At 53.0% G+C, this 21,645-nt stretch carries 24 protein-coding genes and 1 pseudogene; 11 read left to right on the top strand and 14 right to left on the bottom strand.

The window, feature by feature from the left end:
* Positions 1-36: 36 nt before the first annotated feature.
* From ACR0NE_RS16975 to ACR0NE_RS16960, 4 genes are all read right to left on the bottom strand, one after another.
* Positions 37-1,047, bottom strand: coding sequence for a DUF2955 domain-containing protein (locus ACR0NE_RS16975; protein WP_170597640.1), 1,011 nt, complete (start codon positions 1,045-1,047; stop codon positions 37-39).
* Positions 1,037-2,101 carry an HlyD family secretion protein gene (locus ACR0NE_RS16970; RefSeq protein WP_170597638.1) on the bottom strand — a complete coding sequence of 355 codons (1,065 nt, stop codon included), beginning with the start codon at positions 2,099-2,101 and terminating at the stop codon, positions 1,037-1,039. The genes ACR0NE_RS16975 and ACR0NE_RS16970 overlap by 11 nt, the downstream gene beginning before the upstream one ends.
* The gene (locus ACR0NE_RS16965; RefSeq protein WP_170597636.1) at positions 2,098-3,177 is read right to left on the bottom strand and encodes an AI-2E family transporter; all 1,080 of its coding nucleotides are present in this window, start codon (positions 3,175-3,177) and stop codon (positions 2,098-2,100) included. The genes ACR0NE_RS16970 and ACR0NE_RS16965 overlap by 4 nt, the downstream gene beginning before the upstream one ends.
* 180 nt (positions 3,178-3,357) lie before the next feature.
* Positions 3,358-3,627, bottom strand: a complete 270-nt coding sequence (locus tag ACR0NE_RS16960; protein ID WP_480439390.1) for a potassium channel family protein — start codon at positions 3,625-3,627, stop codon at positions 3,358-3,360.
* 423 nt (positions 3,628-4,050) lie between these two features.
* On the opposite strand from ACR0NE_RS16960, the gene ACR0NE_RS16955 reads away from it, so the two are divergent.
* The gene (locus tag ACR0NE_RS16955) at positions 4,051-6,699 is read left to right on the top strand and encodes an AsmA family protein (protein ID WP_170597634.1); all 2,649 of its coding nucleotides are present in this window, start codon (positions 4,051-4,053) and stop codon (positions 6,697-6,699) included.
* 529 nt (positions 6,700-7,228) lie between these two features.
* On the opposite strand, the pseudogene ACR0NE_RS16950 reads toward ACR0NE_RS16955, so the two are convergent.
* The 3 genes and pseudogenes from ACR0NE_RS16950 to ACR0NE_RS16940 form a co-directional block, all read right to left on the bottom strand.
* Positions 7,229-7,528: pseudogene (locus ACR0NE_RS16950) on the bottom strand (dienelactone hydrolase family protein).
* Between the two features lie 379 nt (positions 7,529-7,907).
* A complete protein-coding gene (locus ACR0NE_RS16945; protein WP_480459775.1) occupies positions 7,908-8,564 on the bottom strand; it encodes a GntR family transcriptional regulator in 657 nt (218 codons plus the stop codon).
* A gap of 51 nt (positions 8,565-8,615) precedes the next feature.
* The gene (locus ACR0NE_RS16940; RefSeq protein ID WP_170597631.1) at positions 8,616-9,002 is read right to left on the bottom strand and encodes a YciI family protein; all 387 of its coding nucleotides are present in this window, start codon (positions 9,000-9,002) and stop codon (positions 8,616-8,618) included.
* Positions 9,003-9,086: 84 nt separating this feature from the next.
* Between ACR0NE_RS16940 and ACR0NE_RS16935 the strand changes: the two genes are divergently transcribed.
* The 10 genes from ACR0NE_RS16935 (at position 9,087) to ACR0NE_RS16890 (ending at position 17,299) form a co-directional block, all read left to right on the top strand.
* A complete protein-coding gene (locus ACR0NE_RS16935; RefSeq protein ID WP_170511714.1) occupies positions 9,087-9,971 on the top strand; it encodes a fumarylacetoacetate hydrolase family protein in 885 nt (294 codons plus the stop codon).
* Positions 9,968-10,633, top strand: coding sequence for a malonic semialdehyde reductase (locus ACR0NE_RS16930; RefSeq protein ID WP_170597629.1), 666 nt, complete (start codon positions 9,968-9,970; stop codon positions 10,631-10,633). The genes ACR0NE_RS16935 and ACR0NE_RS16930 overlap by 4 nt, the downstream gene beginning before the upstream one ends.
* An 18-nt stretch (positions 10,634-10,651) precedes the next feature.
* Positions 10,652-11,107, top strand: coding sequence for an OsmC family protein (locus ACR0NE_RS16925; protein WP_170597805.1), 456 nt, complete (start codon positions 10,652-10,654; stop codon positions 11,105-11,107).
* A gap of 35 nt (positions 11,108-11,142) precedes the next feature.
* Positions 11,143-12,216 (top strand): C4-dicarboxylate TRAP transporter substrate-binding protein, encoded by a 1,074-nt coding sequence (locus ACR0NE_RS16920; protein ID WP_170597627.1) that lies wholly within the window; start codon positions 11,143-11,145, stop codon positions 12,214-12,216.
* Positions 12,217-12,246: 30 nt separating this feature from the next.
* Positions 12,247-12,798, top strand: coding sequence for a TRAP transporter small permease subunit (locus tag ACR0NE_RS16915; protein ID WP_170597625.1), 552 nt, complete (start codon positions 12,247-12,249; stop codon positions 12,796-12,798).
* Positions 12,795-14,099, top strand: coding sequence for a TRAP transporter large permease (locus ACR0NE_RS16910; protein ID WP_170403583.1), 1,305 nt, complete (start codon positions 12,795-12,797; stop codon positions 14,097-14,099). The genes ACR0NE_RS16915 and ACR0NE_RS16910 overlap by 4 nt, the downstream gene beginning before the upstream one ends.
* Positions 14,100-14,109: 10 nt before the next feature.
* Entirely contained in the window at positions 14,110-14,976 is an 867-nt protein-coding gene (locus ACR0NE_RS16905; RefSeq protein ID WP_170597623.1) for a dioxygenase family protein, read from the top strand.
* A 21-nt stretch (positions 14,977-14,997) separates the two neighbouring features.
* Positions 14,998-15,804: an amidohydrolase family protein gene (locus tag ACR0NE_RS16900; protein ID WP_170597621.1), complete on the top strand. Its 807-nt coding sequence runs from the start codon at positions 14,998-15,000 to the stop codon at positions 15,802-15,804.
* 68 nt (positions 15,805-15,872) lie between these two features.
* Positions 15,873-16,178, top strand: a complete 306-nt coding sequence (locus ACR0NE_RS16895; protein WP_170392793.1) for a hypothetical protein — start codon at positions 15,873-15,875, stop codon at positions 16,176-16,178.
* Entirely contained in the window at positions 16,175-17,299 is a 1,125-nt protein-coding gene (locus ACR0NE_RS16890) for a cytochrome-c peroxidase (protein WP_480459773.1), read from the top strand. Before ACR0NE_RS16895 ends, ACR0NE_RS16890 begins: the two co-directional genes overlap by 4 nt.
* 58 nt (positions 17,300-17,357) lie before the next feature.
* On the opposite strand, the gene ureG is transcribed toward ACR0NE_RS16890, so the two are convergent.
* From ureG to ACR0NE_RS16855, 7 genes are all read right to left on the bottom strand, one after another.
* Positions 17,358-17,999 (bottom strand): urease accessory protein UreG, encoded by a 642-nt coding sequence (ureG, locus tag ACR0NE_RS16885; protein WP_170597617.1) that lies wholly within the window; start codon positions 17,997-17,999, stop codon positions 17,358-17,360.
* A complete protein-coding gene (locus ACR0NE_RS16880; protein WP_170597615.1) occupies positions 17,996-18,649 on the bottom strand; it encodes an urease accessory UreF family protein in 654 nt (217 codons plus the stop codon). The genes ureG and ACR0NE_RS16880 overlap by 4 nt, the downstream gene beginning before the upstream one ends.
* Complete coding sequence (gene ureE, locus ACR0NE_RS16875; protein WP_170424891.1) at positions 18,633-19,085, bottom strand: urease accessory protein UreE; 453 nt, start codon at positions 19,083-19,085, stop codon at positions 18,633-18,635. The genes ACR0NE_RS16880 and ureE overlap by 17 nt, the downstream gene beginning before the upstream one ends.
* A gap of 28 nt (positions 19,086-19,113) precedes the next feature.
* Positions 19,114-19,338: a DUF1127 domain-containing protein gene (locus ACR0NE_RS16870; protein WP_170392788.1), complete on the bottom strand. Its 225-nt coding sequence runs from the start codon at positions 19,336-19,338 to the stop codon at positions 19,114-19,116.
* A 121-nt stretch (positions 19,339-19,459) separates the two neighbouring features.
* Positions 19,460-21,169 (bottom strand): urease subunit alpha, encoded by a 1,710-nt coding sequence (ureC, locus tag ACR0NE_RS16865; protein WP_170597613.1) that lies wholly within the window; start codon positions 21,167-21,169, stop codon positions 19,460-19,462.
* On the bottom strand, positions 21,169-21,474 hold the full coding sequence (locus tag ACR0NE_RS16860; protein WP_170402578.1) for an urease subunit beta: 306 nt from the start codon (positions 21,472-21,474) through the stop codon (positions 21,169-21,171). The genes ureC and ACR0NE_RS16860 overlap by 1 nt, the downstream gene beginning before the upstream one ends.
* Positions 21,471-21,632, bottom strand: coding sequence for a peptidase M23 (locus ACR0NE_RS16855; RefSeq protein WP_170392785.1), 162 nt, complete (start codon positions 21,630-21,632; stop codon positions 21,471-21,473). The genes ACR0NE_RS16860 and ACR0NE_RS16855 overlap by 4 nt, the downstream gene beginning before the upstream one ends.
* Positions 21,633-21,645 lie beyond the last annotated feature (13 nt).

The raw sequence follows: 21,645 nt of genomic DNA, 5'->3' as shown, positions 1-21,645 counted from the left end.
TGCTGGTTTCAGCGCCAAGCTTTATCGCAACTAACTTCATGGAGTCGCCTGGCGCTCTTTTTCTGGCCAGAATTCATCCACCACGACATATGCGATAATTACAAAGAAAGCGGCGCTGGCGACTTGCAATACGCGAGTGATGCTCTTGACGTCAGCCTCGTCTGAAAACGGCGCAACCGAACCGCCATATACAATCAGAGCTGTTGTAATAGCGGAACCGGCGGCGGCGGCGAGCGGGACTTTTGACTTTCCAAGTGCTCCGAGTGTTTGGCAAAAGAAAAAACACAGCAGAATGGGGGTTAGAATAACCGGAGCTATTACGTTTATTTCATAGCATATGATGGAGACTGCCGCCCCAAGTAGATTTGCCGTCAGCATTGCTTTTGCAACTGCTTTGCCTGCAGCAGGCATTGCCGCAAGTTGCTGGCTCAGCAGGGCGACAAAAAACAGAACCAACAAAGCAGAAGCGCCGGAAATAAAGAACGCCATAGCAAAGGGCACTGTGACAAGAGACATCCTGACTATTCGGCGATGTGAGTCGAAGTCCGGCGATGCTGCAGCTTTCTTTTGAGGTGCCGCTTGAGGTGCAGCGGGTATCAACACGAACATCAGCGTCGATACGAAGCCAGCAAACAGCAGGTTCAACGGGATCCAATACACGAGCACCAGAGCCAGATCCTGTGATTGCAGCACCAAATTCGGAATCATCAACGCCCCCATGAGAGCGATGACACCCGGCAATACTCCGGCACCGGAAACTGACCAAATGAAAGACAGGATTATTCCAATGGCCACCAGAATGAGAAACACAAGTGGATAAGGTGAGAAGATTGACGACAAAAGGAACGAAATGAACATCAATCCAATCGAGAAGACAAACAGCTTACCAAATGCTGCCAAAGGTAGTGCCGCAGGTGCTTGAAGGAAAAGGGCAGTGAACACCGCCCCAACAATGGCAAGGGGCCACCCAAGAAATAGGCCCAATGCAAAGACACCGGTAACACCCAGCGCAAGCCTGGTGACAGAGCTTTGATCCTCAGTACGCATAGGAGAAGATTGAAACCACGCGGATGTAGGCGCGGCCTACGAGGTTCAGCAACGAGTTGTCGCTTAGATACATGATCACATCGGCCTGCCCGTTCAGTTGAAAGCGAAGATCGTCTTCGGCACTTCCAGCTTCATAGCCGGGTAAAACAATCCTGACCGGAAACCTTTCAGGCTCCCGCAAAAATCCCTTGGTGCTTGGCGGGCTCGCCAATTGCCCCGGCTCATCACCGCCACTCAAAGAAACAGCAGCACTAAAGCTCTCAATGACGCCCGGAACAATCTTACCTGGATGCATATCCAACACCACATCAACCGGAGACCCTATTGAAGCTCTTCCCAGATTGTTTTCGGTAAAATACGCCTCGATCCAGACGTCGGTTGCATCCAGAAACGTCAAAAGATCCTGGCCGGATCGCGCATACGTTCCGGGGGCAATCAGCAGATTAGAAATGACACCCGTCGCCGGAGCACGCAGTTCGGTCCATTCAAGGTTCAGTTCCGCATCCGCCAAGGCCGCCAATGCGCGCTGGATTTTCGGGTTTTCAATCCCATCGTCACCAAGCCTTTGCTTCGCTTTTTCCAAATCAGCTTTTGCGTTCTCAAAGTTTGCCTCAGATTCTGCCAGTTGTCCTCGTGCATCATCGGCCTTTGAGACGGCAATCAACCCTTTCTTTTCAAGCGCAAATACACGTTCCGTCTGAATGCGCATCGTATCCAGATCGCTCTGCGCCCTTGCGAGTTTGGCTTGTGCCGCACTTACCTCTGCCGAAGACGCACCCACCTCTTGGGTCGCCGCTTCAAGATCAGCCTCCGCCTTTGAACGCTCGATTTCGTAGGGTCTGGAATCTATTCGAACCAGAACATCACCTGCCGAAACGACTTGGCCGTTTTCTACCAAAACTTCCGTTACCGTTCCAGTCACCTGAGGCACGATTTGGGTGGCCACAGCTTTTACTCTGGCGTTCCCGGTAAATGGCGTTTTTCGATCAGCGACCAAGTACCAAACAAGAAAAAACAGAATGACAGCGAGGGTTGTCCATATTGTCTTTCTCATTTCAACGCACCTTCAGCAGCGTCATCGGCTTCGGGCGACGCATCAATCCAAACCTTGAACAGCTCATAGAAGACAGCAAAGAGAACCGGCCCCATAAAGACGCCGATCAAACCGTAGGCCATCATACCTCCGAGAACACCGATGAGGATGACCAACATGGGAGTCTCAAGGCCTTTTGAGATGAACACAGGTCTTAGGAAACTGTCCATTATCATGACTGGAACGGCCAGTATGGTGAAGATCAAAGCAGTTCCGCCAGACATGGAGCTCCATGCGTAGATAATTACCGGTATAAGAACCAATCCGGGCCCGATTTGGATAATTGAGAGTATGAGGCAGACAAATGCCAGTGTGGCGGCCGAAGAAATCCCAAACAAAGCCAGCAGTATCCAAACGAAAACAGCCTGAATGGCTGCTACGCCAATCACGCCTTTTGTAACGTTCCGGATCGTTGCGCCTGCCAGTGTCACGAATTCACCGCCGCGTGGTGCAAAGACACGGTTGGCAAAGCGCTGAAGACCCTGGACCAAATTTGGCCCCGGGCTGAACAATGCCCCCATAATCAATACAGACAGAGCTAAGCCCAGAAGCCCGATACCAATGCCCAACACCTTTCCGAAGAGCGATTTGGTGATCTCAAGGATTTGCGCGCCGTATTTTGCAAGCGCGCCGTCCAGATTGCGCTCAAACATTCCCCAGACATCGGAGATTTTATTTCCAACCAACGGCAACTCCTTGAGGCCCTCGGGCGCAGGGGGGATTTTCAATTCACCCTTGTCTGCTTGTTCCGCGAATTCAGACCCTAGTTCTGCAGCACCAGACACCGCAGTTGCGACTGGCCCCAGGGTCAGAACAAGGCCCAACAGAACGATAATTGTTGTGGCAAGCTTCTTACGTCCTCCCAGCTTGGATTGCAGCCAATCAAATGCCGGGTAGAGCGCGACGCAGAGTATCGTTGCCCAGATGACTATGCTTGCAAGCGGAGCCACCATGACCAGGGCGCTGTAGAGGAATAATCCGAGAAAGAGCAATCGTATCGCGAGGTCGACAATCTTCGCGTCCTGGGTCTTTTCCATTCCATCCCTCCACTATCTGTTTTCCAAACAATACACTCAAAAAACGTAATATGTATATTTTTTGAGTTTTCGGCGATCATCTATCAGTTTGAAGGTACGAGTGAATCCGAGGCACGGCTTCAGATGCGCGGTCGCACTGATACCTGCGCATGAACTCAAATTGCCTTAATTTGGGATAATCTATTTGTCCGTTTTTTCGTCGTCTTGGGACAAGATTGTATCTGCCACTGTGGTCGCCGCAGTCACGAAAACACCCAAGCCTACAATGATATACACCATTGTGAAGATTTTCCCCGCCGCAGTTTCAGGTGAGAAGTCACCGAACCCTACGGTCGAAATTGTCACTACGGAAAAGTAGATCGAGTCTAGCCAACTCCAACCTTCGACAAAGTGGTAGAAGACTGAGGCCCATAAAATCATTCCGACTGTGAAGGCAAGAAGGCCTTTCACTCTACCGTCCTTGAAAGCGACGCCTATCCCACGTGTTATTCTAGTTAGCGAATTCATTGTGTCCCCGTCGTTTGAAGAATTCACATATAACAGTAATTAGATGGATGTGGGAAATTGAAGCATTTTAACCGCGTCTAGTTTAATTGGGGCGTCCAGGCGCAGTCGTCAAAGCTAATGCAATGTGCCCGTTTATGAAACGTTAAACGCGTTTCAAGCCAGCTATTTTGAAACTGGGTCAGCAGCACATCCTAAATTTGGTCCTTTAACCGTTTCTTGGCCGCCCGACCAATTCCGCCAGAGAAGTCGGCTAAATGGTCAAGGTCATTTAGGGTTCAGCAAAATAAGAAGCCACATATTCCATTAACATGATGCTTTAATGGTCTAGTCTGCCCAAGAAAGGAATCAGAACCTTAGGAGAAAAGCGTGCGGTTCATCACAAAAGGTGTAATGGTTTGTTGCGCTGTCGCGTTCGTCGCGGTTGTTGTGGCATGGCTTTTCCTGTCCTCTGCGTTGTTTTCTTCTGTCAGAACCACTTTTGTTGAAAACCTGATCTCGAAGAAACTCGGTCAGGACGTGTTAATAGAAGATGAAGTGCGTCTAGGCCTTGGTCGGCAACTGCAGGTATCCGCAGCGGGATTGGTACTACCCGGCGCGATCAAGACCAAAGCGAATCTGGCGGCAATCGACAAACTTGAGTTCAATATTTCTGCCCGCGACCTTTGGAACAGCAAATTGTCGCTGAGTGAGCTTTCTCTCTCGGGTGTTCACCTCAACTTGATCACGGACAAAGACGGTGTCGGAAACTGGCAGTCCGCTTCCCAAATGGGCACTAAAGCCGGGGATCCGGCCAAACCTGCAAACCTGTCTGTGGCTGGAATTCTAACGGACCACGAAATTGACCTGACCGATGTCACCGTTCTTTACCAGAACGATCTAAACGGGCTTGGTCTGGATCTGCAGCTTCCTGAGCTGAATTTAAAGCGTGATACAGAAACAGACGTTGTGACCGCGGTTGGGGCTGGTTCACTAAATGGAGAGAAGTTTGATCTGAACGCGAGCATTCCCGCGGACGACCCGTTTCAGGTCGCTGTGAACTTCGAACAGATTGCGATTGCCGCCGAAGAAGTCCTTCAAGAGAACGGGCTACAAGTGAATACGACCATAGAGGTTGCCGAACTTGGTCAGCTTCTTGATATCCTGAAACTCAACCGCGTTCTGGAGGGTTCAGGAAGCATTGGTGCAACATTCAAATCAGTCGACGGCGTAGCCCGGATTGATGACCTGGCTGTATTGACTGAATTGGATGGTGGGCAAAGCCTTTCGCTGACGGGACAAATCGGAGAGTTGGGAAACCCAGAAGACGTATCCCTGACAACCCGCATTCGGTTGTACCCTGAAGATGCTGAACCCGGCCCAGCCGCGTCGCGGTATGATCTAAAACTAATAGCAGTTGACATGGTTATCGATAGCGTCCCCGGGCAGGTCCCGCAGCGACAAATGGTCATTGAAACCAACGGGTTCACATTGGATACCTCTGGTGAAGGGCCGCCCCCGATTAAGTTTTCCGAGCTTTCCAGAACACCCGAAGGCGCCTTGAGTGTTGGAAACATCAATTTGAGAATTGGGAACCCTGCTGATCCATTTATCATTTTGAACGGTTCGGTCGAAGACGCGTTGCAATTACAAGGCATATTGGCCGATGGGTTAATGGATATACCCGCAAGCAGCTTGATCTCACCAGAGCTTCTGGGACCGGATGATCAACTTGGTCGATTTTCTGGTAACTTTCATTTGAACGGCGACATCAATCAGCTTTCGCTGACAAATTTGGATGGCCAGACAAGCGAAACGGAACTTTGGAACCTTGAGGTGCATGGCTCTGTAAAAAATGTGCTCAAATTCGAGAACCTGGATTTGGCAATTCAAGTAGAAGTCCCCTCCGGAGCGGACCTATTAGAAGCCCTATCGCTTGAACGGGTGGAAACTGGACAGGCTAACTTTGAAATTGGCCTTGCCAGCGAAGGAACCGATTGGGATGCGAATGCCAAAGTCAAGGTTGCCGACTCTGTCCTGCAAATTGTGGCCGATCTTGATGATGCAACGAGTGATCCTGTACTGCAGGGTTCCATAGAGAGTGACTTGATAAAGATAGATCAGATCCGAACCATCGTTCAGGCCGCTGCACAATTGAGGAAAATAGGCGGTCTAGACCCCGACGAGGAAGACTTCATTGAAGAATCCGGCGACACTAGTCCTCTAACAGATGTAACGCTTAAACCTATTGGGCGTTCAATTCTCTTGTCCGGTGTGGATATGGATGTCGACGTTGACCTTCGGCACATAGAGGGTGCCAAAGGCATAAGCAGTTTGCAGAGTGAACTGACGCTCAACGAAAATGAACTCAAGGCCGGACCTTTGAATTTTGAATACGGAGGTGCTCATTTCGATGTCAGCGGACAAATGGATCTATCGAACGACGCGCATCTGCTCACGCTGACCGGCACAGCAGGCGGCTGGCAGCTTGATGAAATTCTTCACAACCTGAACTTCAAAAAGGGCGCAAGCGGTACCATCTATGCAGATTTTTCGGTGACCGGCGGAACCGATTCACCTAAGCATTTTGCCAACAGCATGAACGGCAATGCCACGGTCTCAATGCGTGACGGCTCGATCGAGACCCAGCTTTTGGATCTGGCAGGGCTAGGGATACTACCTTGGGTGTTTACCAAAGAGAAACAAAAGGTTGCTCCGATCGTATGTTTGCGTGCACCGATTAGTATTTCCAATGGAAGTATTTCGACGAAACAAACCACATTGGAAACAGATCATGTCCAAGTCGTCGTCTTTGGCGGTGTTAATGTGGCGGGGAAGGTTTTGGACCTAAATCTGCAGCCCCGCAAGATTGGCGAACCGCTTTCGAAGAGTCCCTGGCCCGTGACCTTGAAGGGCCCACTAGCAAAGCCGAAGATCAAGGTAAAAGACGGTCCCAAGCGACTGAAACGATCGGATGGTGCGGACAAAATGCCGGCAAAAAGAAAACTTTGCGTTCCGGATATTTTACAACTGCAGTAGTGGCGAAGGCAGTCGACAAAAGAACACAAATAAAGTTCAAAAGCTTAGTTAAGCGTGACCGACACATAGTTCTGCCACCAGTGACAAAACTTTGCCATTTTCGCCTCACTTCTTTCATCTGGTATCCAATTCAACTTCATCTTTTGGGATTACTTCGGGCGGAATGCGGAAATTCGCAGCAGGTGAGAGGGATATCCGGCGAACTTAAGTAGCAAGCATTCAGGCTTAGGTGACTGTGCAGGCTGTACTCTGACGAGCCGACCACTCAACCAGAGAACGCCTCACATAACTCCCACAGGACGCTCGTGTTTCGACGTTTTTAGTAAACAACCAATGGTTTTGTATCCCGCCAATGAAGGCTTCTTTTAGCGATGATGTCTTTTTTCCCAAGCCTTGTAGCCAAGCGTTCCTTTCGACCTATCTGATCATGGAAGATAGATTACTGGAGCTTAAAATGAATCGGCACCGGTAGACTGAGGGTTACGACGAAGCGATTAAAACACAATGCGCGCTTCGCCGTACACTGTAGTTACTTCAGATAAGTGTTGAACCAATCAATGGTGCGGTACCAGGCTAGGTTTGCCATTTCCTCGTCATAACGAGGCGTGCTGTCGTTATGAAAACCATGGTTGGCATTATCGTAGATGTAGGCTTGTTAAACCTTTTCGTTGGATTGCAGGGCGGCTTCAAAATCTGGCCAACATGCGTTGCTGCGCTCATCAAGCTCTCCCATCTGAATCTGCAACGGTGCCTGAATTTTGGCCACATCCTCAACTGCTGGCTGGCGACCATAGAATGGCACGCCCGCCGCCAATTTTGGGGAGGCCACGGCAATTGCGCTGACCACACCACTGCCATAGAAGAAACCCACAACTCATCCCGCCCTGGCTCTGAAACTTCACTAAGCCTTTGATAAAAATTGACACTTTGATCACTGGCGTAGATGCGGGCTGTCGCAGAAAGTTGATCCGCATCCAACTCAAGTTGGTCATTCAACTAGACAAAAAAGTCTAGTTTCTCCGTATCATTCAGGGTGTGGTAGCGCCCTAGGATCGTAGACGCGAGCATGAAGACTGAAACTTCACCTCCGGCGACAATAGCGCTTCACATAGTTCGGCTATGGACCGTTCGTCATCTTGGCCAGCCTCTTGTCGGGACGCTCCAGCAATTGGTTCAATAGATTACCCAGAAACCAATTCCGCTGCATTTCAGGGCTCCATCTGACTACTCAGGTATTCGCCTGTTCGACGATAGTGATCAACCAGGTGCCGAGTTGCGCTGTCTGCGTCGTGGTTTAATGCGGCGTCCAAGATTTGCTGGTGCTCAGCGGCAATGTCCCGCTTCTTGTAGCTCGAACCGCCAGCCGCCAGATAGCGATAGCGAATGTTCAGGTCGTATAGCTGCGAGCAATACCGTAGCAGCAACGGCAGTTTTGCATTTTCCAACAAGGCCATATGAAACGCTTTGTGGGCGTCTTCGAAGTCAGGCGCACCTTTTTGACTGGCCTTTTTCATATGATGGTGACGCAAGACTAGCCTGTCCTCCCAAGCTCCGTCTGCATTGACGATGGAAGCGCGCAGCGCTGTTTCCTCGAGGTTGCATCGCAACAGAAGTATTTCTTCGAAGTTACACTTGCTGACCGGTGCTGCCCGAAATCCGCGCTGATCAATCCGCTCGACCAACATGTCCGATGTCAAAAGGCTAAGCGCTTCGCGAACCGGACTAGCGCCGGTGTCCAAAAGCCCCCGAAGCTGCTCGATCTTGAGTTTTTGCCCCGGAGGTAATTCTCCGGTCAGGATCATTTCGCGCAGCCTTCGATACGCGCCATGCGTGGCTGATGTCTCTTTGCCCTGAGTATCAAGCATGGCGTCCATATCCGACTGTTCCTATTTCGCGGCAAATACTCTTGAGTGCACTTAACTGAAGGCACTTGTTCCAGTCGATAGGCCAACTGAAAGGTTCAGCGAGCCTTCGTTGATCAACCAGCGCCGAAGTACAAAACTACGTGCGCCACTTTTGTGTATAGGATCGTCTTCGGCCAGCTTCCGGGCGGCTTCAAGGCTGTCGGCGCGATAGATGATCAGTCCCATCCCCTGCATATGCTCGCCAGTTTCATCCGACATGGGGCCTGCAAAAGCCAGCTGCCCCAAACGTTCCAGCTGCGTCTGATACGCCAAGTGATCTGGCAGTGACGCCTTTACATCTTCGGGCGATTTGGCTGGCGTGCTCAGCGCGACGTAAAGCTCCAAAGCAAGAGCACCGCGGCTTTTTGCTTCTGATTTGTAGTCTGCCCAAGCAACCATTTGCTGCCTCCAAAAATATCGATATTATTTGACATATTGCAAAATAGTCGGCAAAAATCAAGTGAACTGACATGGATGGTGAAAATGAAATACCTGGTGGGGGAGACTTTGGATGGCACAGCGGTTTTTGCTGTAAACGGCGAAAATGCAGTGAATCTAACGGCTTTACATCCTGCAATCGGTTCGGATTTGATGGGTTTGATAGCCGAGCCTGAACTGGCCGACTCACTTTCCGGCAAAATTGACGCCGCAGACAGTGTGCCCGTGTCTTCCATCACTCCTGCATTGCCCGTTGCCGCTCCCGGAACGATCATTTGCATGGGGTTGAACTACACGGACCACATCAAGGAAGGCGGGTATGATATCCCGGAGTATCCGACGCTGTTTATGCGCGGGAAGAATTCGATCATGGCGGCAGGGCAACCTATGGTGCGGCCGACCTGTTCCGAGAAACTCGACTACGAAGCCGAGCTTATGCTGATCGTTGGAAAACGCGGCCGTCATATCTCGGAAGAGGACGCATTGGATTATGTCTTCGGCTACACCGTGTTTAACGACGGGTCGCTGCGGGATTATCAGCGTAAAACCGTTCAATGGACGCCCGGCAAAAACTTCGATGACACAGGCGCGATCGGCCCTTTCACTGTAACGCCGGAAGACTTGCCGGAGGGAGCATCCGGCCTGAAAATCGAAAGCCGAGTGGGGGACGAAATCCTGCAAAGCTCGAACACCGCCAACATGATCTGGGGAGTCCCTCAAGTCATCGCCACGATCTCGGAATATACCACTCTCGAACCCGGTGATCTGATTGCGTTGGGTACGCCGCCGGGTGTTGGTCACGCCAAAAAGCCCAATCCACGTTGGTTGAAGCCGGGTGAAACCGTCGAGGTCGAAATTGAGGGCATCGGCATATGCGCCAGCCCCGTCATCGACGAAAAGGACGCCGAGACTAAGGTGGCCGCAGCATGAGCGCACCAACCGGGGCAGAGCTGGAGGCACTTCGCGCAAAGGCGCAGCAAGATCATCGCGATCTGCGCGAGCGCATCCCACGTCTTTCAGACGACGCAATTGCCCTGATCCTCCGCGAATCCAGATCTCATTACGCCTGGACCGACAAGGCTGTTTCTAACGAATTGCTTGAAGAGATTTACGACATCACGATCAACGGCGCGACCAGCATGAACACGCTGCCCGCCCGCTTCGTTTTCGTGAAAAGTGCGGAAGGAAAAGGGCGCCTCGCCAAGTCGTTAAAGCCGAAGAACGTGCCAAAGATGATGGATGCGCCGGTCACCGCGATCATTGCTTATGACATGGACTTCTGGAAGGAATTACCTTTTCTTTTCCCGCACGAAGATCGACGGCCACTTTTCGAAAACAATCCCGAATATGTAGCAGATACAGCGTTTCGCAATGGAACGCTTCAGGGCGCTTACTTCATGATCGCCGCGCGTGCGGTTGGGTTGGACGTCGGCGCCATGTCTGGCTTTTCAAACAAGATCGTCGACGAGGAATTCTTCGCGGGTACGACGCTCAAGTCGAACTTTCTTTGCAATCTGGGCTACGCAGACGAAACAGGATTGTTTCACAAGCTGCCTCGCTTCTCATTCGAAAAGGTTTGCTCTTATGCATGAGGAGGTGACCCCGTGGCGATGAAAGTCAAACCTGTCGTGACCTACCGTACGACAGCTCAATGCCCGACTCATGCGCGGACTGAGATACCAATTCGCGATCTTGATGTTGTTGTCGATGAACCCGTCGAACGCGGCGGGACAAATCTTGGTCCGTCTCCGACCGAAACCGCAATGGCAGCCCTGATCGCCTGTACGAATGTCATCGGGCACAAGAACGCACATCGGTTGGGAGTTGACCTCGGCACTGTGACAATCGACGCGAAATGCAGGCTGGATCGGCGCGGTGTCCTGATGGAAGAGGAGATCGATGTTCCGTTTCCCGAAATCGAACTCACTGTGAAGTGCGATACGCCCGCCAGTCAGGAGGATCTGACACGCGTGGGCGAGGAGACAGCCAAGTATTGCGCCATCGCAAAACTGTTTCAAGCGGCAGGCACGGACCTGACCGTCAACTGGGTCAAAACCAACCAATAAAAATCGACAGGACCCGACTTTCTGGGAGGAGAGAAATGAAAAACTGGACTAAACGCAGCCTAATGGGATTTGCTCTGGCAGGCACCATGGCTTTGCCTCTTGCAGCAGAAGAGACCATTTCCGCCGTCGTGATTGATGGCTATCCCGATCGGGCCTTGTGGGTGAAAGAATTCACCAACTTCTTCATTCCAGAAGTGGACAAGCGGCTGGCCGACTCCGGCAACTACAAGATGAACTGGCAAGAGAACTATGGCGGTTCGATCGTAAAGCCGAAGGGTGTGCTGGAAGGGATCCAGCTTGGCCTTGGCGACATCGGCATTGTCACAACTATCTTCCATTCGTCCAAGTTGCCCAGTCAGGGGATATCGGGGTCGACCCCCTTCGTGTCATCGGACTCTCGCGCGGTAGCCAAAGCCGTGGATGAGATCGCGCGCGAATACCCAGCGATGCAAAATGAGTTCGCTGCGCAGAACCAAGTCTATCTGGCGACCGGTGTAGTACTCGATACGTATCAGGTTTTTTGTACAGACCCGGTCTCGGCTGTTTCTGATCTGGAAGGCCGAAAAGTGGCAGGGGCGGGACTGAACCTCCGATATCTCGAAGGTATCAAAGATGCAGCGGGGGTTCGTGGTGGCCTGACCGATTTCTACAATATGCTGCAAACCGGCCTTGTTGATTGTGCGATGCTGTGGCCTGAAGCAGCCAAGACCTTCAAGATCGCCGAAGTAGCTCCTTACATGCTCAAAGCTGACTTGGGTGCCGTGAACTCCAAGACGATCACAGTGAATTCTGACTATTGGGCAAAGTTGCCGGATGAAGTCAAAGGCGTTCTGCAGGCCGTCGCAATTGACTACCGTGATCATGTGGCTGGCATCGCTATGGACCGGGCTGCGGCCTCAAGGGACGCATACACCGAAGCCGGCGGGACGATTGTCGAAGTTTCGGACGAAGACCGAGCGGCCTGGGCCAACGCAATGCCAAATGTAGCACAGGAATGGGCAGCCACACTGAATGAGAACGGTGAACAAGGCGACGCGATACTGGCCGCTTATCTCGGCAAGCTGCAGGACGCCGGTTTTACCGGAGTGCGTGACTGGACAGCCGAGTAACAGTCTGGCGATCCACGAAAGGGGCCTTTCATGCTGAAGACCGCAGTTGCTGGCTTGTCGCGGGTCGCCAATTCGCTTGCTATCGCCGCCAACGCATTGGGTACGCTTGTCGTCCTTGCGTTGGTGGTCATTCTGAATGTCGACGTCATTGCGCGCGGTCTGTTTTCGGCACCTCTGCGTGGCACCTATGAAATGGTGCAATTTTCGGTCGTGATGATCGTTTTTTTGCAGCTGGCCGACGTAGTCAGAGTGGATCGGCTGACGCGCTCGGACGGGTTTCTGAACCTGCTACACCACCGCCGTCCTGGGCTAACGGCCAACCTGAGGCGCATTATCAATGCCATCTCTGCAATCTTCATGGGTCTGATTGCTTATGTAACCTTTCCCGAGTTCCTGCATATGTGGGAGACACAGGACTACTTCGGAGTTCCGGGTCTTTTCACTCTGCCATGGTGGCCGGTCAAACTGGTCATCGCGTGCGGTACTGCGCTTGCCTGCGTGATCTTCCTGCTCAAGGTTGTCACGGCGCAGGACCGCCCGCATCTAATTCGTGCACCTGAATATGACGAGGCCGCAGAATGACGCCGATTGAGATTGGCCTGATCTCGGTCGTTGCCATCGTCTTTCTGATTTACGCAGGCGTTTACATTCCGATCGCATTGGGCGTTGTCTCGTTCGTGTCGATCTGGCTGATGCGGGACAATTTCACGCTGGCGCTCAACCTGCTGAAAGTGGCAGTCGGCGACAGCGCGATGGAATACAGCTTTGCAACCATCCCATTGTTTACTTTCATGGGGCTCATTGTCTCAAAAGCCGGGTTGGGCAGGGACATCTACGAAGTCATGACCATGCGATTTCGCAAGGTCAAAGGCGGTATCGGTATGGCAACCGTTGGAGCCAACGCCGTCTTTGCCGCAGTGACTGGGTCGTCAATAGCCTCCGCATCCGTGTTCACCAAGGTCTCGGTCCCGCAGATGATGGCGCAGGCTTATAACCCACGGTTTGCTGTTGGCGTGGTCGCCGGGTCTTCGGTTTTGGGGATGATCATCCCGCCCTCGGCGATGCTGATCATCTATTCCTTTGTCGCCGAGCAATCTGTAGGGGACATGTTCCTTGCGGGCGTTATTCCGGGGATCATGCTGGCGATCGCTTATGTAGGCGCGATTTGGGTTATGGGTCGTTTCACCCCAGCATTCGTCGGTGGCCGCGTTGTCGAAGACACCGAGTGGATGTCAGGGCGCGAGATAGCCTCCAAAACACTGCCGACACTGTTCATCATTACCATCGTCCTTGGTGGTATCTACACAGGTTGGTTGACTGCCGTAGAAGCAGGGGCCGCCGGAGCTCTCGTTGCGCTAATCATCGCGGTTGCCCGTAAGTCGATGTCTCCACGCGCATTCTGGGACGCGTTGCTGGAAACCGGTCACATCACAGCCGCGATCCTGTTCCTGATCACGGCCGCTTCAATCTACAGCCGCATGCTGGGGCTGGCCGGGCTGCCCAATCAACTGCAAGATCTGCTTGCGGGGAATTCCGCATCTTTCTGGTCGATCATGCTGCTCTATGTTCTGTTGATGCTATTTCTGGGAACATTGCTCGACACCGCGTCGATCATTCTGATTGTGGTACCGCTGTTCCTGCCCATGGCCGAAGCGCTTGATATGTCGCTGATCTGGTTTGGCATTATCACCGTGGTCGGGGCTGAAATCGGTCTTTTGACACCACCTTTGGGTATATCCTGCTTCGTTATCAAATCCACGATTAACGATGACCGCATATCACTTAAGGACGTGTTCATGGGCGCACTTCCCTTTGCGTTCGTGATGCTGATCGTTCTGTTCATTCTGATCGAGTTCCCGATCCTCAGCCTTGCCCTGATTTAAGGAGGACAAGATGCGCTCTGTCACCAAAGACAATATCACCGACGTCTTCATGGGGTACCTGTCCAAAGATACTGATCCACGGATGCGTGAAATCATGGGCTCCCTGGTCAAACACCTCCACGACTTTGCGCGGGAAACCAACCTGACGCATGACGAGTGGCGGGCCGGGATTGCGTTTCTGGAAGGCTGCGCTGCGGTGGAAACCGAGGATAGGCATGAATTCGTGCTAGCCTCGGACGTGTTGGGCCTGTCGTCATTGGTTGATATGCTGCATTCCAGTGCCGATGCGACCAGTTCGTCCGTTTTAGGTCCATTTCACGTCTCGGGCGCCCCCCCGCTGCCAATCGGTGGCGATATGAAGCGTCACTACGGCGGGCCGGTTCTACTTGCAGAGGGCGTGATCCGCGATACCGAAGGTCATCCGATTGCCGGGGCAGAACTGGATATCTGGCAAACGGCACCCAACGGCCTCTACGCCAGTCAAGATGAAGAACAGGACACCTATTCTTTCCACGGGCTGATGTCAGTTGGCGATGATGGCAGATATGCGTTCACCACAGTTAAACCAGTTGAATACACCGTGCCGTCTGACGGGCCAGTCGGTGATATTCTGCGCGCTTGTGGTCGCCATCCATGGAGGCCCTCACACTTGCACTTTATCGTCAAAGCCCCCGGGTATCGCTCACTCGTGACGGAGATTTTTCCGGACAATGATCCCTATTTAGATCAGGATACTGTCTTTGGCGTTCGGGACGATCTGGTAATGACATATGTTGAACGACCTGCATCAGAATTTCCCGATGGCATGGAGCTTTCTGGTAAGATTGCCGAACCTTTCTTGCACGTGAATTTCGACGTGACGCTTGCCAGGGTCTGAATGATATTGAGGAGGCTTGAGGTGCTGAAACATATCTCCATTTTTAGTGCAGCGTTATTTTGCAGTACCGCCGTCGCAGAACAGCGACCGATCTTTGACGCACATATTCACTACAGCCACGATGCCGTCAAACTGGTTCCGCCTGAACAGGTGGCCGAAATCCTTCGAGATGCAGGCGTGCGTAAAGCGCTGATTTCCAGCTCGGATGACAATGGCACTCAGCTATTGTTGGCCGTGGCACCGGACATCGTTGTTCCGGCGCTTCGCCCTTATCGTCGTCGCGGTGAGATCAACACCTGGATGCACGATGAAACTGTAATCGAGTATCTGGAAACAAACCTGGCAAAAAACAACTACGAGGCCATCGGCGAGTTTCACGCTTACGGAGATGACATCAAGACGCCGGTCATCCAGCTTATGATTGCACTGGCGAAAGAGCGGAACCTAATCCTGCACCACCATGGTGATCGCGAGGCCGTTGACTTGATCTTCGAAACATGGCCGGAAGCTCGGGTATTGTGGGCCCATTCTGGGTTTGACGATCCAGCCAGTGTGGTCGATGCGCTAGATATCTATCCCGGGCTATGGGCCGATCTGGCATTTCGTTCGGACATGGTTTCGCGGGGCCGTGTCGACCCGGATTGGAGGGCTGCGTTCCAAGCCCATCCCGATAGGTTCATGGTCGGTACGGATACGTTCGCACCTGAACGTTGGTACTACGTAGGCCCTCATGCCGATTTTTCGCGTGAATGGTTGGATTTGCTGCCGGACCAGATCGCAGACAACATTGCCTATGCTAACGCAGAACGTTTGCTGGCATCAGAATGACCCACTGCGCTGCTTGGTTTCTTATATGGTCCAGCGCGGCGGTTGCTTGTGAAGCGACGGGGCAACGCATGAATTCGGAAGTTCAAAACGCACCCAAGGTTTATCTGACGGTCGACGAAATCCCGTTGGCCCAACCGTTTTCGGTGTTGGTCTCAGTTTGTAGTGAAACTGCTGTGGGCCAAATGCGTGTGGATGCAATCATGCCCGCTCATCAACATGGTATGAACTATACTCCCAAGGTTACCGCATTGGACGGCGGAGTGTTCCGAATTGATGATATGTTGTTTCACATGCCGGGTTTGTGGGAGCTGCAAATCGATGTCGACGTCAGTGGCCAATCGGTTTTCTACACGTCAGAAATTGCGCTGAAATGAAGCTGTGGATGACAGCTGCGCTAATTTTTCTGACCGGGGCAGTACGTGCAGATGTCTTGTTGACCGAAGACGAAATTGAACAAACGTTGCCCTTTGGGCCGTGGCCACCATCCTTCCAGCCGGATCCAAGCAATAGATTTTCCAAAGACGCCACGGCAATCAAGCTCGGACAGGCATTATTCAACGATCCGGTATTGTCAGTCGATGGTGCATTTTCATGTGCAAGTTGTCATGATCCTGATCAGGCATTTACGACGCCGGAGGCGCGGGCACTCGGTCGTGATTTGTTAAATCGAAACACACCATCACTGCGAAACCTTGCCGGGCTGCGCTGGTATGGTTGGGGCGGCAAAAGCGATAATCTTTGGGCAGCCAGCCTGCATCCGATCATCGAAGAACAAGAGATGGCGCATAGTGCCGAAAGCCTAAAGATAGCTATCTCTGAAAGTACCTACATTGATGATTTTGAAGCCATATTTGGTCACCTCCAGGATCAAAGCCCTGAACTTTTTCTGGTAAATACTGCAAAAGCTCTTTCTGCTTACTTGGAGACCTTAGCCACCGACCGGACGATATTTGACGATTTTCGCGAAGCTTTGGAGCGCCGGGATATTGCAGCGGCTAAGGAATACCCCGAAGCAGCTCAGCGAGGTCTTCAGCTCTTTTTAGGGCGCGGAAAATGCGTATTTTGCCACAACGGTCCGAGGTTTTCCAACAACGAGTTCCATGACGCAGGTGTGCCATATTTTCTGAATGAAACCGAGGTTGACCAAGGTCGGTTCGGAGGATTGAACATTTTACTCTCAAGCCCCTACACACTGGACGGCAATTGGAACGACGATCCAGAAAAGAAAGGTGCCTGGGCCGTGCGAAATGTACGCAGGAGCCATTCTGATTTTGGAACCTTTCGGACGCCCAGCCTGCGGGGAGTGGCTGAAACCGCTCCTTACATGCATGACGGCAGCTTAGATGATCTGAAATCTGTGATACGGCATTACAGCAAAATTGATACTGAAAGGCTGCACGCCGACGGTGAAGCCATTCTTTCGGAATTGAATTTGTCTGAGCAGGAGATTGCAGACTTAGTTGCGTTTTTGGTTACGCTCTCCAAGGAGTCTTAATAAAGCACTGGTGTTAAGGGCTTGGGAATGGGCTAATTGGCGAGCTATCTTAGCCTCTTCATCTCTGGGACGAATTCGCTTCCGAAATCCTTAAACCTCCGCCTTTCACAAGCAGATCCACAATTGCGTCGACCCCGCTTCTGTGACGAAGTGACGAAAACAAGAATGGCCTTCCTTTACGCATCATTTTCGCATCACGTTCCATAACCTGCAGCGAAGCGCCAACATGCGGTGCAAGGTCGGTCTTGTTGATTACAAGGATGTCTGATTTCGTAATCGCCGGCCCGCCTTTCCTGGGTATTTCTTCGCCTGCAGCGACATCGATCACGTAGATGGTCAGATCCGCCAGTTCCGGGCTGAATGTGGCTGATAGATTGTCGCCTCCGCTTTCAATCAAAACAATATCGAGATCCGGATGACGTGTCTGCATCTCGGCGACGGCGGCCAAATTGATCGAGGCGTCTTCGCGAATTGCTGTATGCGGGCAACCGCCAGTTTCGACGCCGATGATCCTGTCCCGCGGCAGGACCTGCATGCGCATCAGCGCTTCGGCATCTTCCTGCGTATATATGTCGTTAGTAATAACTCCCACCGAACAGACATCGCGCAGCGCTTCAGACAAGGCGGCGGTCAAAGTGGTTTTTCCGGCTCCTACTGGGCCTCCAATACCTACGCGAAGCGGGCCGTTCATACTGGTCATGTGCGGAAAATCCTCGAATATTGTGTTTCGTGCTTCATGGCCGCAATGTCCCCCAAGAATGCGGTAGAGCTTAACTCGTCCAGACTCGCCTTTTTTGCCCTTTCAGCAATCTGGGCGCACAACGGTGTCAGCTGGCGGATCAACCGCTGCGCCTCGGTCTGTCCCAGTGGTACCAGGCGCGTCGCACAGGCGACAAGGTTGCTTGCGAATGCTTGCAGAAACATCTTGGTCGTCAGCAGCAAGGGAAGGTTTTGAAGTCTTGCAGCCCGTCCAATCGAGACGGGGTAGGTGAATTGCCCAAGGTCCAATTCCCAGACACCTTTGGTGACATTTCCGAAGGCCTGTCCCAGCAATTCGGTTTCCATGAGCCTTTCGGATGTCGCACAAAAGGCGCGCGCCGCGATATCGACGTTGATCAGTTCTTCTTTGTCATGCGCGTTGAAGGCCGCCACAACGAACACAGCATCATTCCACCCAGAGCCATGTTCCAGCACATCTGAAATCCAGGCTTCAGTATCCCGAGAATTCGCGACAGTTCCCCCGTCAATCGCAGCTTCAAGCCCGTGAGAGTAGGCAAACCCCCCAACAGGATAGGCAGGGGACAACCATTGTGTCAGCGTCAGGATGTCGGCGTCAGTGGGTGTGGCCATGGGTCCTGCCGTGGCCATAGGCCCCGCCTTCGGGGGTGAATGGTTCATTCACCTCTCGCACTTTTGCTCCGATTTTAAGAAGCATATCACGGATGACGTGATCGACCTGGATCAACAGGCGAGTCTTTTCAATCTGACAAGGCGTGTGCCGATTGCCGATATGCCAGGCGATACGTGTCAGGTCCGGTGCTTTTACCTCCAGCAACACTTCCGGTGCTGCCTGTATTTCCACTTCGCGACCGTCGTCCAAAACCAACGCGCCACCGTGGTTCAGTGAGGTCGTTTGCGCGAGATCGATGAGAATCTGTTCGCCGCTTTCGCAGGTAAGAACCTTACGCCGCAAAAAACGGTCGTCGTAGGTCAACGAGAGACAGTCTGCCGGATCGCCATGCGTGTGATCCGAATACTGGCGCGCAGTACAGAGCAGGGCGGTCATACCATCACCTCCTCTGCAGCGGGAATAGTCAGAGCCAGATTGAGTCCGAGAACACCCGATGCACGATTCGTTCGCGTGTCAGACCGCGGTTTTTCAGCTCTTCGTCGCTGAGCGATTGCAGGAATTCGACTTGCCGGACGCGAGATTGAGCTTCGGCTACGCTGATCAGGGCCGAGTAAATTGACGACCCGATGGATACGATTAAACCGGCCAGCGAAAAGCGCGTGTTTGTATGTGTTGCTGAGTGTGCCATTTGGACCCTCGTAAACGTTGGTCCTCCCATGGGTTTTTATATCTGTCATATTGGCCTCACTTAGAAGTGCGTATTTGGTCATTGCTGCCTTGCACGCGCCGCAACGCAGCACATTTTTTGATCAGAATAAAAAATATCGTTGCGCCATCGGCAGCGTTTCGGCGGGTTGGCAAGTCAGCAATTCGCCATCCGCACGCACCTCGTAGGTTTCCGGGTCGACCTCGACATGCGGTGTGGCGTTGTTCAGCAGAAGATCCTGCTTGCCAATTTCTCGTGTGTTTTGGACGGCGACGGTTTGCTTTGCCAATCCCAGTGTATCACCGATCCCATCTGCATGGGCCGCCTGCGAGACAAATGTGATCGCCGAGTTTTCCACCGACCGTCCGTAAGCGCCAAACATTGGGCGACTATAAACCGGCTGCGGTGTAGGGATCGACGCGTTGGGATCGCCCATTTGCGCGCAGGCTATGGTGCCGCCTAGCAGAACCATCTCGGGCTTCACGCCGAAAAAGGCCGGGTTCCAAAGGACGAGGTCAGCGCGTTTGCCTTCCTCGATGCTCCCGATCTCGTGGCTGAGCCCATGGGCAATAGCAGGGTTGATCGTGTATTTGGCGATATAGCGACGGACGCGAAGGTTGTCGTTCTCACCGGTTTCTTCGGCTAGGCGCCCGCGCTGTTTCTTCATCTTGTCAGCGGTTTGCCACGTGCGGATCAAAACCTCTCCGACCCGACCCATGGCCTGACTGTCAGACGCGATGATGCTAAATGCGCCCATGTCGTGCAGTATATCCTCGGCTGCGATTGTTTCACGCCGGATGCGGCTTTCGGCAAAGGCCACGTCCTCGGGGATGGATTTGTCGAGGTGGTGGCAGACCATCAGCATATCCAAATGTTCCTCAACCGTGTTCACGGTGAAGGGCCGCGTGGGATTGGTCGAGGACGGCAGAACGTGGTTCTCGCCGCAGATCTTGATGATATCCGGAGCATGGCCTCCGCCTGCGCCTTCGGTGTGGAAAGCGTGAATAGTGCGACCCTTCATGGCCGCCACGGTGTTTTCAACAAAGCCTGATTCATTGAGCGTGTCAGTGTGAATCATCACCTGCACGTCCATCGCGTCGGCCACCGATAGGCAGCAATCAATGGCGGCCGGGGTGGTTCCCCAGTCCTCGTGCAGTTTCAGGGCACAGGCTCCGGCTTTGACCTGTTCTTCGAGCGCGGCAGGCAGCGAAGCGTTGCCCTTACCCGCAAAGGCCAGATTCATCGGGAAAGCATCCGCCGCTTGCAACATCCGCCCGATATGCCATGGACCGGGGGTGCAAGTGGTGGCCAATGTCCCATGCGCAGGACCTGTGCCACCGCCCAGCATGGTGGTCAGGCCGGAATGCAGCGCGTCTTCGATCTGTTGCGGGCAGATAAAGTGGATATGACTGTCGAACCCACCTGCCGTCAGGATACGACCCTCGCCAGCAATGGCCTCGGTACCGGGTCCTATGATGATGTCGACACCGGGTTGTGTATCGGGGTTTCCCGCCTTGCCGATCTTGGCGATCCGCCCGTATTTCAGGCCAACGTCGGCCTTGTAGATGCCCGAGTGATCAACGATCAGAGCATTGGTGATGACCGTATCCACAGCGCCTTCGACGCGCGTGGCCTGAGACTGTCCCATTCCGTCGCGGATTACCTTGCCGCCGCCAAACTTGACCTCTTCGCCATAGCTGGTCAGATCACGTTCGACCTCGATCACAAGATCGGTATCGGCCAGCCGCAGCTTGTCCCCTGCGGTCGGGCCGAACATCGCGGCGTAGTCTGAGCGCTTGATTTTTGCTGGCATCAGAGTGCCCCCATGACCTTTTGATTGAAGCCGTAGACCCTGCGCGCACCACTGATCGGGATCAGCGAAACTTCGCGGGCCTGCCCCGGTTCGAACCGCACAGCGGTGCCTGGCGCAATGTCCAGGCGCAGGCCACGCGCGGCAGTTCGGTCAAAGTCGAGCGCCGGGTTGGTTTCGGCGAAATGGTAGTGTGAGCCGACCTGAACCGGGCGGTCGCCGGTATTGGCGACCATCAAAGTGATCGCATCAGTGTCGGGGTTCAGGGTAATTTCACCATCAGCCGGGAACAGCTCCCCGGGGATCATTTGTTCAGCTTTGTGATCAGCGCGACAGCAGCCAGCGCAACAACCGCCAGCCCAACGCCCATCGCCGCATAATCGGTGCCGTGGGCGTGGATATGCGTTCCGTTATGGGCGGCTGCCGGGCCAGCGAAGATCAGGGCGGGGAAAAGCATGCGTGTCATATTGGTTTCCTTT

The organism is Ruegeria sp. C9 (genome assembly GCF_056537585.1).
This window is presented reverse-complemented; position numbering and strand designations above follow the sequence as displayed.